Raw genomic sequence first — 11,916 nt, 5'->3', positions numbered from 1 at the left:
ATCTTAGAACCTTAGTATCTTCAAGAAAGAATCAACTCCATCTGAATATTACATCTTTTATAAGGAGTTTCTAGTCCAAAGACTTTTTCAAAACCTAGTTTATAATAGAGATTAATTGCGGGTTTTAAGATTGTATTACTTTCTAGATAGATTTTTTTTGCTCCAAGTTCTTTTGCTTTATCGGCAATTGCTTTTCCTAAAAGCCAGCCTATGCTTTTTCCTTGGGCTTTTGGAGAAACGGCCATTTTTGCCATTTCAAAATCATAATCGGCTACATTTGATTTTATTAATGCACAAACACCAACAGGTTCATTTTCATACAAAGCAACCAAAATTTTACCGCCTTTATTGATAATATAATCTTCAGGATTATCTAGTGCTTTATAATCAGATTCTTCCATTTCGAAATAAGTCGAAATCCATTCTACATTTAAGGCTTTAAATGCGTCTTTGTATTTAGAATCATATTCCACAATTTTAACGTTTTTGCTTTCGCGAAGTTTCTTCTGATCGCTAACTCTTTTAAATAGTGATTTCTGTTGCAATAAAAATTCCCATTCTTCGACCGCAGCCCAAAGATTGTGTTTTGCTTCAGAAATCAATCCTTCAACCGCAACATCGATATCTAATAATTGTTGTTTGATTTTCTCCGAAATCTCGATTCCTTTCTTCGTTAAAACAACATTATTTTTTCGCTTGTCTTCTGTTTTTAAACCTTCTTCAAGTATTCCTGCTCCAATCATTTCCTGAATAATTTTGCTAACAGAAGGTTGTGAATGCCCAATTTCATTAGCAATCTCGGTAATCGTAATTTCTCTGTCTTCCGCAATTGTATAAAACACAGGAAACCATTTCGGATTAAAATCTACTCCATACAATTCGTAAATTTTAGAAGCATCGTCTGTAAAAGATGCGGTCATTAAACGTAAACGACTTCCTAATGCTACTTTGCCAACTTTATTAAAAAATTCCATAATAATAATTAATTATATAACCAGTTATGCAAATGTATAAAAAAAATCTTTTTTAGCAAAAAGTTTTTTTTAGGTGCTAAGAAACTAAGGTTCTGAGATCCTAAGTTTTTTTCTTAGAATGTCAAAACCTTAGCAACTTTATATATTATGCTTTAAAGCTAACTACATTAATTTAGTTTACAAAAATAACCTCAGTCCCTTAGTATCTCAGAACCTTAGCTCCTTAGGCCGTTAGGCCGTAATTGCCAACGAGTTCAAATTAAATTTATATTCTTTTGGACTGCAATTGTATTTTTGTTTGAAGATTTTTGAGAAATAACTTCTGCTCGTAAAACCGATACAATACACAATTTCAGAAATATTAAGATCTGAAGTTCTAATTAAGACTTCTGCTTTTAAAACTCGCATATGCGTAATGTAATCGTTGACTGTTCGATTATGAATCATTTTGAAACCTTCTTGAAGTTTGTTTGGCGACAAGCCCGATTTTTTGCTTAAAGATTTAATAGAAAAAGCTTCTTCTGGAGTTGATTTTATAAACTCCGAAAGTTCTTTTATCTCCTCCATTTCTCTCAAAGTCAATCCGTTTGATTCGTTTGCAAAAGCATGTAAATCGTCAGAATGCTGCTGAATTTCCATTGCCAGAATAATTCTCATAATTCCTTCTTTCAAAAGATTTCGAACAATTCCGGTTTGTGTAATCGAGTTTAGCTGTTCGATTTTTTCGGCAATTTGTAAATTATAAGAGCCAATGTAAAAGAAATCTTGAACCAAACTATTTTCAAAAAAAGTATCTCTTACTTTTTGGTTTAAAGAATGAAGCTGCTCTTTGGCATCAACTTGCGTTCCGACAATTATTAGCGTTAGTTTTGTCTTTTTTCCTTTTTCAAAAAATAAAACATTATCCTGATTTTCTTTAGAAGTTACAATAGCAGTCTGAAAGGTTTTTAGTTTTCGCTCTTCTCCGTTCAATCCAAAACTGTGCGAAAGATTTCCTTTAGAACAATAAGCAAAATAAATAGGCGACGATTTTACGTTTAAAATATCCAATCGTACATCTGTAGAAAATGTCATATCAAATTGGACATAAGAAATTGCATCATTGAAAGAAGCTCCTATAATAGAACCTTCGGCAAAACTATTTTCGACTTCCAATGTGTATTCATCCAAGTCAAAAGTCACTTTTCCTCCAAAATTAGTATGAAGTTCATCAAAAATATTTTGAGTTTTTTCTGTATTTATAGTAACTATTTTCATGGTCGTCGGATTTAAATTCTATAATTTGCCAAACAGATTGTTTGTAAAAATCTGAAAGTCAAAGTTCGTTCAAAGGCAGACCAAAGTTGTTATATAATTTTCTGGTTTTGTTTTATAATTCCTTATAAATGCTTATTTTAACATACATTGAAAAATCATTTTTATAGTATGAAAAGCTTCTCATTTGCTCCTATAAGTTCACCCAATTCTAAAATTTTAATTTTAGGTACAATGCCTGGAACAAAATCTTTAGAACTGAATCAGTATTATGGTCATAATCAGAATAACTTTTGGAAGTTTATGTTTAAAATTCTACAAAAAGAATTCTCCGAAAATTACGAAGAAAGAAAAAACCTGTTAATTAAAAACAATATAGCATTATGGGATGTCTTACAATTTTGCGATCGTGTTGGAAGTCTAGATAGCGCGATAAAAAATGAAATTGCAAATGATTTTGAAAACTTTTTAGAATTACATCCTCAAATAACTGCTATTTTTTTCAACGGACAGAAAGCAGCTTCCTTTTTCAAGAAATATGTACATTTAAATAAGGATTATCAAACTTTTACATTACCATCTACAAGTCCCGCCAATGCCAGCAAGCCTTTTCAGAGCAAATTAGACCAATGGAAACTTATTGAAACGCATTTATAAATAATATCGTTTTATATAATTTAAATGCAAATATTGGAATCATGTAACTTTTTCCTTTTAAAGTATAACAAATTTCAACCACTCTTGAAGTAATTTTACAAAAAGAAAAATAAGCCATATTGAAGATTTGACAAATGAAAAGGAAAGGCTTTATTCTTATTAAAATTGAAAAAGCAAACTGTAAAAAGTTTAGTCTATAAAGAGAACATTGGTTATGTTAGTTTATTTTTGGGAAAAAGCTACTCTATAGAAATATAGAGTAGCTTTGTTTTTATAGGTTACCATAATAAACTAAAGCGTATGAAAATTCAGACCTATTATAATCATATTCGGTTTTACAAGCCACACCATTTTATCTATTATCCTGTTTTAATATTGTTTCTGATTGGCAGCATCTATTTTGCAATTACAACAGAAGATCATCTAATTTGGTCATTTATAAGCGTAGGTTTTATATTTCTATTTGCATTGGCATTGATGCTTCGACAACATTATGCGCTTACACTTCAAAATAGAATTGTACGCTTAGAAATGCGTTACAGATATTTTACGCTAACAGGAAAACGTTTCGAAGAATTTGAATACAAACTCACAGACGATCAAATATTTGCATTGCGTTTTGCGCCAGACAACGAATTGATTCCACTTTTAGAAGATGTTTTAAAAAACAACTTAACTGGCGATGCCATCAAAAAAGCAATCGTACATTGGAAAGCAGATTATCATAGAGTTTAAAAAAAATAATTGAAATCTTTATTGAATTTTCTTTTTATTGAAAATCAGATAAAACAGAAATAACAAAATCCAAACTACGGCAATTACAGCAAAGTAGATCCCGATGATATTTGGATGCAGATAATTGGGTTCGTAGAATAATTTATCCAAAGTCGTAAATTTTTCAATTAGCGCTTTTCGATCAAAATTATTTCTAATTCCGTTTAGCAGTTCATCATTATTATCTCTATAATGATAAACATCTTGCGTTAATTGTTTCGGAACTAAACTAGTTTCAATATTGTATTTTTTCAGAATAGTATCTAGTCTTTGAAACTCGTATGTTAACGAATCTTTCTTTGATTTATAAAGCAAATTATAACGGTCAATTGCCGCTTGACGCTTTTGTTTATCAATCGAATCTCCTTTTACAGCATTAAAAAGCGAATTATTTTCTAAGAAAATACAAATATCTCCATCATGTTCTGGATGTACAGGAACACTTTTGAAAACAATTTCTGTACTGTCATTAAATTCTCTTTTCGAAAGAATTCGTTTGTATAATTCGGCTTTATCAAAACCTAAAATATCTAGAATACTATCTGCTTTATTGGTGGTTTTATCAAAAGTATTAGTTAGCACTTTTATAGTATCAATGCTATAATAACTAGTTTCTGTGATTGGATATTCGCCTGGAGAAATGGTGTCTTCTTGTTTAATTACTGGATAAGGTTTCGGATATAAAATATTCTCATAATTAAACAATTTCTCCGAACTGTACGAAGTGTATCCATATAAAAACGGATTTAAAACATTCAGCAGTTTTTTATCCTTATTAAAATCATTTTCAGACAATTCTGTTTTCAGTTTTGCATTCATTCCGAAGCTGTAACTAATAAAAAACGAAAAAGTCAAAAAAGAAATTACTAGCAAACAAGCCGAAATTTTGAGCAAATTTGCACCTTTATAACTTTCTCGAGAATGGTTTTTAACTAAAAAAATCAGGAAGAATAACAAAAATAATCCGCTTACAAAAAAGTGCGAAATCGAAACGTCATCATAAAATTTAAATCTATAAAACTCCGTGTAGATATTTATTTTCCCTAAACCTTTGAAAGTAAAATAACCATAGAGAAAATAAAGAAAATGAATTAAGGCTAATATAATTATCGATTTTACGAAATAACGTTTTAGAGTTTTAGTCATAAAAAAAGGTTCTAAGGTGCTGAGATGCTAAGGTTCTAAGATAGGAAGTTTATAAGTTTTTAGCTATAAAAATCTATATTTTTTTGATAAAAAAAAGACGCACCAAAGTACGTCTATATAAAAAATCAGGAAAAACCTCAGTCCCTTAGCATCTCAGCACCTTAGAACCTTATTTAACCTCAAACCCTTCCTTAACAATTTCGCTTTCGACTTTATCAATTAATTTATTGGTTTTGCCTGTTAATCTTTCTTTTTTCCAATCGCCCTTTATGTATAATGCCAAAGTAATTAAAGCCGTAAGGACCGAAGCAATCGGGAAAGCCCACCAAATACCTATTTTGCCTAAAGAAGTATTATGCGATAAAATAAAAGCAAGAGGAAACTGAATAACCCATTGCGAAACCAGAGTCAACATCATAGGTAATTTTGTATTTCCAACTGCACGGAAAACGCCCGTTAAACAAAGCTGTAAACCTAAAAATCCCCAAGAAAGACAAGTAATTCTCAATAATTCTGTTCCGCCTTCGATAACCGCTTGATCATTTGGAACGAAAAAGGCAATTAAATAAGGCGCAAAAATAAAAGCGATAACGCCAAGTCCTGTCAATAATCCGAAACCTAAATAGCCACCTAATTTTGCAATTTCAGAAGCACGATCGATATTTCCGGCTCCAATATTTTGTCCGACCAAAGTCGCAATGGCCATGGATAAACCTAAAGCTGGGATCAAAATTAACTGAATCAAATTAGATCCTGCACCGTAAGAAGCAACCGTTAAAGTGCCAAAACGTACAATTAAAAACGTAATCGCCATCATTCCCAACGCTCTCATTGATTGTTCGATAGAAGAGGGAAATCCGATTTGAAAAGCTTTTTTGATATGTTTATAATCTGGCTTAAAATCTTTAATACGAAGATGAATACCGTGTTTTCCTCTAAACAAAATTGCAAACCCGATAGCGATAGCCAAAAGCTGTGTAGACAAAGTTGCCAAAGCCGCACCTTTTACGCCCATTGCTGGTATGAAATTCCATCCATAAATAAATAGCGGATCTAGAGCAAAATTCAAAATAACAGTTCCTAAAACAATATAAACAGGTAAAGTTACACGCCCCACTCCACGCATAATCGATTGGAAAATCATAAATCCGAAGCTAAAAACGAGTCCGACAAAAGCTACTCGCATAAAACCTAAAGCATCAACATAAACTTGCGGTGTCACTTTTAAGAGATATAAAAAATACGGACTTAAAATATATCCTATTATAGACAATACTATTGAGACGATAATAACCATAGATAAAGTCTGCGCCGCAACGTGATTCACCATAGTTTGATTTCCTGCACCAAAATACTGAGCGATTAAAATTGATCCCGCAATGGCTAAACCAGTTCCTAATGCAATAGTTAAAAATATAACTGGTGTACTTATGGAAACTGCCGCAACAGCATCTCCACCCAATCGGCCAACCCAAAAAGCGTCAACTAACTGGTATGCTGCTTGTAACAAATTGGCAATCATAATCGGAACAGCCAATTTTAATAATGAAGAAAGAATAGGTCCTTCTAATAATTCATTTTTTTTCATTTATTCGAAATAATAATTAAAAATAAGTTGATATATCAACTTTTAAAATTTAAAAAAAATTAAAGCGTTTCTAACTTATCTGCATACGATCTAACAATGTGCAGCGCTTCGATTCTTTCTTTTGGAGAAAAAACAGACATTACCTCATCTTCTGCTCTTTTCATAAGAGAACGAATTTCTTTTGTCATTGTAAAACCTTCCTCCGTAAGACTTACAATATTTTTTCGTTTATCGATTTTATCTTTTACGACCTCAACAAGATTCTTTTTCTCAAGAGCTGTAATGCTTCTCAAGATCGAAGATTTGTCTCTCATCGTCTTATCTGATAATTCTCGCTGAGAAAGACCTTTATGACGCAAAATCATTAATATTGGCAATTGTTCAAGCTGCAACGTAATTCCTGCTTCTGTCATTAACGCATTGGTTCTTCTAAAAATTGCCCTTTTCATGCGATGAATTTGAAAGAAGAAACTATCAGCTATTTCTTCTTTCCAAAAATTTGAAACATTTTCTTTATCTGCATTTACATTTTTCATATGGCAAATTTACAAAAAAGGATGACATATCAACTAATTTTTAGTTAATATCATATTTTATTGATATTCAATTATTTCAATTAAATAATTAAGATTAAAAAAGAAATTTGAACGATAAATTTTACTAACTTTAATGTTAAAATTTTCCTAATCAAATAAAAAATTAAACTGATGAAACAATTATTTATTTTTTTGGTAATGACGCTCTTATGGATTCCAGTAAATGCACAAACATTTGCAGAGAGCACTTCAATTGAAGATTTAACAACTGTTAAATCCGAAAGTGAAAATTTTCAGGATAATTATGCCGACGATCTTCCTTGGCACGCTAGAAGATTTAAGGTAACTGCTGGTGTTTTTTTTCCAGTTAATAATACAGAGGTCAAAGTCGGAAGCAATAATGGTGAATTTGGTAATTTAATTGATTTTGAAAAAGATCTCGGATTTAATAAAAGTACTACTTCCTTTTTTGGTGCTTTTGAATGGAGAATTTCTCGAAGATCAAGACTTGGTACAGAATATTACTATTTAAGTAGAAATTCTACTAAAACGCTTCAAAAAGAAATTGAATTTCGCGACCATGTTTATCCTGTTAATGCTACTGTTTATGCCTTTATGGACAATCATATCGGTAGAATTACGTACGGTTATGCATTTTTATCAAAACCAAAATATGAAATCGGAGCTCTTATTGGAGCGCACGTTATGTTTACTGATGTTGGAATTGGACTAACTGGTGAATTAGCAGATTTAGAATATAAAGATAGTTTCGGCTTTACTGCACCTCTTCCAGATATTGGAATTTGGGGAGAATTTGTTCTAGGCAGAAAAGTGGGTCTTTATGCCAACTTCAATTATTTTGCAATTAAAATCAATGATTTTGACGGAAGATTATTGAGTTACAATCTTTCTATTCTTTATAATGTTTATAAAGATTTTAGTTTAACAGCTGGTTATACAGGTTTGAATGTTAGAGTCGATATGGAAAAAGAAAGATTAAATGGTTTCTTTAAATGGGGATATAATGGCCCGACTTTAACAGCAACGTATAGCTTTGGAAATCATGTGAAGCTGTATAAGCATTAGTTTTGAGCTCCTAAGGTTGTGAGATTCTAAGGTTCTAAGTTTTAAAATTGGAATCTTTTTTTAACGCAAAGCACGCTAAGAATATTTAATAGATTGTGAATAGAAAACGCTAAGTTCGCAAAGCTTTGTGCAGATAAAGCTTTGCGAACTTAGCGTTTTTATAAAAAGTCGCTTATCCAAAAATCTTATCGCCCTTTGCGTTAAAAACTACACTCAAAGTGGAGAAAACTTGAAACCTGAAACTTGAAACAAAAAACTAAAAAAACAAACCCGACAACTCCTCAGTTATCGGGTTCACTTCCAAACTTAAACTTACTTAACTCAAAATAAACTAACTAATTTATTTTTCCTTTGGAGTGAATTTTATAGCTGTTCCTCCTCCAGCTGCCAATTTGATGTTTAACACGGTTTTGTTGTTTACTGCTTGTTTAGAGATTGTAACTGGATAAGGATTTGTTTTATAATTTGCTCCTGCTCCATCTGCATATATTTCTGCTTCATATTCTTTGTCTTTATCCAAGAATGAAAGTGCCACTTTTAAATCTCTCGCATTTCTGTTTGTGATAGACCCTAAGTACCAATTTTTCTCATCCCAATCTTTACGGGCAATTGTAGTGTATTCTCCAATTTTTGAATCTAATACTTTTGTATCCGACCAAGTACAAGGCACATCTTTTACAAATTGAAATTCAGGTTTTCCTTCATAGTTTTCAGGTAAATCTGAAGCCATTTGCAACGGACTGAAAATAATTACATACAACGCCAATTGGTTTGCCAAAGTTGTCTGCACTTTTGCTCCAGATGGTGTTTTATAATCAAAATTGAAATTACCGGGAGTATAATCAAACGGTCCAGAAAGCATTCTTGTAAAAGGCAACGTTGTTAAATGTTCTGGCGTATTTCCGCCATCTATAGACCAAGCATTATATTCTTGCCCTCGTCCGCCTTCTTGCGACATAAAGTTTGGATAAGTGCGTTGCAAACCAGTTCCTTTCATTGGTTCATGGTTGTCAATCATGATATGATATTTGGCTGCAGTTTCAATTACTTTTCTGTAATGACGCGCTCCATATTGGCTGTCATGCCATTCTTTTTTATCCAAATATTTATTTACATAACCTGTTTTAACCGAATTTACACCCATTTTCTGATACAGTTTGAAAGCGTCTTCCAGTTGGCTTTCATAATTTTTGGTCGCTCCAGCAGTTTCGTGATGTCCAATTAAACGAACATTTTTCACAGCTGCATATTTTGTAATTTCTTCCAAATTAAAATCTGGATAAGCTTTTACAAAACTAAATGCAGAACCGTCTGCCGTCCAATCGCCGTCCCAACCTTCATTCCAGCCTTCGACCAAAACGCCATCGAAACCATTTTTTGCGGCAAAATCAATATACTCTTTTGTGTTTTTGGTTGTTGCACCATGTTTTGGTCCTTGTCCCCAAGTGTATTTTTCTAGATGCATTCCCCACCAAATTCCAATGTACTTTGAAGGCGTGATCCAAGACAAATCCTCAATTTTTGATGGCTCATTTAGATTTAGCATAATAGTCGAAGTCGCTACTTCTCCAGGATTTTTACCAACTACAATTGTTCTCCAAGGCGTTTTAAAAGGAGTTTCTGCATATACTTTTACACCATCAGCCCAAGGCACTAAATCACTTTTGTATTGTTTGTCAGATGTTTTTAAAAGTGTCATCGAAGCAAAATCTGTTAAATTCGCTTCGTGAATCGCTACATACAATTTGTCTTTGGTTTCGAAAGTTGCTGGCGTATTAATTGTATCGGTTTTACTCATCAACGTTTTACGATATTCGCTTTCATAATAACTGTTTTCGCGGTGAACCGGAATCCACCAAACTTCATTATTATCTTTAAAAGTAAATTGCGTTATTTCATTAGAAATTTTCACTTTTCCTAAATGTGGCTGTTTTGGAAATTCGTAACGAAATCCTACACCATCATCAAAAACTCTGAAAATAATATCTACTAAACGCTCCTCGCCTTTTGCTTCTTTTAAATGAACAATCAATTCGTTATGATGATCTCTCACTTTTTTGAATTCGCCCCAAGGTTGTTCCCAAGTTTCATCTGCCGATTTTTCTTCAGTAGAAACTACTTCAAAACCGTCTGTCATTTTAGCTAATCCTTGAAACTCAAATCCCATTAAAGAAGGCTCAATAACTGATTTTCCATTAGAAGAAAAACTATATTGTGGCTGGCCAGATGGCGTTAATTCAAAAGTTAATTCAGAGACTTTTTCTGGAGAACTGATTTTATACGTTTTTTTAGTACTGCAGGCCAACATTACAATTGATGCTAGCGCAATTATACAGTATCTATATTTTCTATTTTTCATTATTTAAATTGTATTAATTACAGCTCTATTTTATTTCGCTCATTATTTGTTTTGCCTTTGCAGGCTGCATTGAAACATAATAATTAAACGCTTGATCGAGTTTTTTCTGGGCTTCGACATTTCCTTTTTTCTGTACGCGTAAATCATACAATTTGCTGATATCTGGAAATATATTATCAGTATTTTTTACTCCAGCATAAGTTTTTATTTTTTCTATGAAAGAATAACCAAACTCAACTGTTGGTTCTATCATAGTTCCTTCTCCGAAATCATTCCAAGTAATTAACTGTAGATAATTTACATTAGCATTTTTAGCAAGCGTAAGCGTTTCATCAAGCGTTGCCCCATTTTTATGATCGATTGTCCAGCCAATTGCTGCTCCACCGCCACCTTCTGCATAAAAATCTTTAAAACCCGGATATGCTCCTCCCATTGCAACACCTAATTTTGGTTTGGTATTGGTGTAAAAATTAGTCAAGAAACTATTGTCTTTATACACCCAAGCATATTCTCCTGAAGCATTATCTCCTGCTTTTACAGAATGATCCCAAAGGGTTAAGAAAGTTGGTTTTGCAGTTAAAGTATTAAATACATTCGTCCATTCGGCAGCTGTTTGCAGCACTATCGGACCAAAATTCATCAAAAGCGGTTTGCCATTAATTTTGATATAATTAGCATCAGTAAAATAATTATTTTGTACATAAGCTAAGTCTGTTTTTGCCGCAGCAGTTACCGAAATTGCTTTTCCTGCATTGACAACATTGGTTAAAAATCGATCTTCATATACAATTGCATATTCTAAACCTACTTTTTCGAGCATTTCAATTAACTGATCGGTATTTTCTTTTACCATTCTATAATCATTAACATCGTAAGTGCCGTACCAATCGATTAGAATTCCATCAATTCCTGAATATTTCATCAACAATAAATGATTTTCAATCACATTTTTATCGCCTGAATGATAAGGTCCAATCAACGGATAATAATACGATGCAATTTCTCTTCGGCCATTTGCTCCAACATTATTCGGATTTTTATTAGCCATTGTCCAATGATATCCCCATTTTTTATCGGCACTGCTTTCATTGGTTTCAAACCAAGGCATATAGTGCATATAAATTTTGGTGCTGTTGGTTTTCTCAATCGCAACAGGTTCTGTTTTTTCTGGTTCTGTTGGTTTGTCTGAACCTTTGTCATCGCTGCTGCAGCCAGCAACCATCACAATGCTCATTAAACCTAAAACCATTGATGTGATGTATCTTTTCATATTGTCGTGCTTTATGTTTTGTTTTTGTCGCAGATTATAAAGATTAAAAGAATGTATTTTGATTAATTTCTTTCACGCAGATTTAAAAAGATTTAAGCAGATCTACACAGATTAATTTTTTTCAACATTTAAAACTAAATCCGATTTAATCTGCTATTATCTGCAGAATCTGCGTGGAACAAAATCATTTTTAAATTCTAATAATTCAGTTACCAACCTTTTAAAATCTATGACAAGAAAAATTAAAAACATGTCAGCCTTCCACGACTAAC

At 32.4% G+C, this 11,916-nt stretch carries 10 protein-coding genes; 3 read left to right on the top strand and 7 right to left on the bottom strand.

What is annotated here, in order from left to right:
• Positions 1-20: 20 nt before the first annotated feature.
• Both HNP35_RS09390 and HNP35_RS09385 read right to left on the bottom strand, forming a co-directional pair.
• Positions 21-974, bottom strand: a complete 954-nt coding sequence (locus HNP35_RS09390) for a bifunctional helix-turn-helix transcriptional regulator/GNAT family N-acetyltransferase (RefSeq protein WP_184160633.1) — start codon at positions 972-974, stop codon at positions 21-23.
• Between the two features lie 231 nt (positions 975-1,205).
• A complete protein-coding gene (locus HNP35_RS09385; RefSeq protein ID WP_184160631.1) occupies positions 1,206-2,231 on the bottom strand; it encodes a helix-turn-helix domain-containing protein in 1,026 nt (341 codons plus the stop codon).
• Between the two features lie 168 nt (positions 2,232-2,399).
• On the opposite strand from HNP35_RS09385, the gene HNP35_RS09380 reads away from it, so the two are divergent.
• Positions 2,400-2,885: a DNA-deoxyinosine glycosylase gene (locus HNP35_RS09380; protein WP_184160629.1), complete on the top strand. Its 486-nt coding sequence runs from the start codon at positions 2,400-2,402 to the stop codon at positions 2,883-2,885.
• Between the two features lie 300 nt (positions 2,886-3,185).
• Entirely contained in the window at positions 3,186-3,620 is a 435-nt protein-coding gene (locus HNP35_RS09375; protein WP_184160627.1) for a DUF6526 family protein, read from the top strand.
• A gap of 18 nt (positions 3,621-3,638) precedes the next feature.
• Here the strand turns inward: HNP35_RS09375 and HNP35_RS09370 are convergent, their stop codons facing one another.
• The 3 genes from HNP35_RS09370 to HNP35_RS09360 all read right to left on the bottom strand — a co-directional run bounded on the left by HNP35_RS09370 (position 3,639) and on the right by HNP35_RS09360 (position 6,929).
• Entirely contained in the window at positions 3,639-4,805 is a 1,167-nt protein-coding gene (locus tag HNP35_RS09370) for a hypothetical protein (RefSeq protein ID WP_184160625.1), read from the bottom strand.
• A 169-nt stretch (positions 4,806-4,974) separates the two neighbouring features.
• Positions 4,975-6,393 carry an MATE family efflux transporter gene (locus HNP35_RS09365; protein ID WP_184160624.1) on the bottom strand — a complete coding sequence of 473 codons (1,419 nt, stop codon included), beginning with the start codon at positions 6,391-6,393 and terminating at the stop codon, positions 4,975-4,977.
• Between the two features lie 59 nt (positions 6,394-6,452).
• Positions 6,453-6,929, bottom strand: a complete 477-nt coding sequence (locus HNP35_RS09360) for a MarR family winged helix-turn-helix transcriptional regulator (RefSeq protein WP_184160622.1) — start codon at positions 6,927-6,929, stop codon at positions 6,453-6,455.
• A gap of 171 nt (positions 6,930-7,100) precedes the next feature.
• Here HNP35_RS09360 and HNP35_RS09355 point away from each other — a divergent pair, with 171 nt between their 5' ends.
• Positions 7,101-8,015, top strand: coding sequence for a hypothetical protein (locus HNP35_RS09355; protein WP_184160620.1), 915 nt, complete (start codon positions 7,101-7,103; stop codon positions 8,013-8,015).
• Between the two features lie 340 nt (positions 8,016-8,355).
• On the opposite strand, the gene HNP35_RS09350 is transcribed toward HNP35_RS09355, so the two are convergent.
• Positions 8,356-10,374: a glycoside hydrolase family 97 protein gene (locus tag HNP35_RS09350; RefSeq protein ID WP_184160618.1), complete on the bottom strand. Its 2,019-nt coding sequence runs from the start codon at positions 10,372-10,374 to the stop codon at positions 8,356-8,358.
• 25 nt (positions 10,375-10,399) lie between these two features.
• A complete protein-coding gene (locus tag HNP35_RS09345; RefSeq protein WP_184160616.1) occupies positions 10,400-11,644 on the bottom strand; it encodes a glycoside hydrolase family 71/99-like protein in 1,245 nt (414 codons plus the stop codon).
• Positions 11,645-11,916 lie beyond the last annotated feature (272 nt).

It is taken from the genome of Flavobacterium notoginsengisoli (genome assembly GCF_014207905.1).
GTDB classification, from domain to species: Bacteria; Bacteroidota; Bacteroidia; order Flavobacteriales; family Flavobacteriaceae; genus Flavobacterium; species Flavobacterium notoginsengisoli_A.
Note: the sequence above shows the minus strand (reverse complement) of the source record. Positions and strands in the feature narration are given on the sequence as shown.

Excerpts from the sequence above, each read along its gene's own strand:
- HNP35_RS09360 (WP_184160622.1), bottom strand. The coding sequence starts at position 6,929 with ATGAAAAATGTAAATGCAGATAAAGAAAATGTTTCAAATTTTTGGAAA.
- HNP35_RS09350 (WP_184160618.1), bottom strand. The coding sequence starts at position 10,374 with ATGAAAAATAGAAAATATAGATACTGTATAATTGCGCTAGCATCAATT.
- HNP35_RS09370 (WP_184160625.1), bottom strand. The coding sequence starts at position 4,805 with ATGACTAAAACTCTAAAACGTTATTTCGTAAAATCGATAATTATATTA.
- HNP35_RS09365 (WP_184160624.1), bottom strand. The coding sequence starts at position 6,393 with ATGAAAAAAAATGAATTATTAGAAGGACCTATTCTTTCTTCATTATTA.
- HNP35_RS09390 (WP_184160633.1), bottom strand. The coding sequence starts at position 974 with ATGGAATTTTTTAATAAAGTTGGCAAAGTAGCATTAGGAAGTCGTTTA.
- HNP35_RS09355 (WP_184160620.1), top strand. The coding sequence starts at position 7,101 with ATGAAACAATTATTTATTTTTTTGGTAATGACGCTCTTATGGATTCCA.
- HNP35_RS09385 (WP_184160631.1), bottom strand. The coding sequence starts at position 2,231 with ATGAAAATAGTTACTATAAATACAGAAAAAACTCAAAATATTTTTGAT.
- HNP35_RS09345 (WP_184160616.1), bottom strand. The coding sequence starts at position 11,644 with ATGAAAAGATACATCACATCAATGGTTTTAGGTTTAATGAGCATTGTG.
- HNP35_RS09375 (WP_184160627.1), top strand. The coding sequence starts at position 3,186 with ATGAAAATTCAGACCTATTATAATCATATTCGGTTTTACAAGCCACAC.
- HNP35_RS09380 (WP_184160629.1), top strand. The coding sequence starts at position 2,400 with ATGAAAAGCTTCTCATTTGCTCCTATAAGTTCACCCAATTCTAAAATT.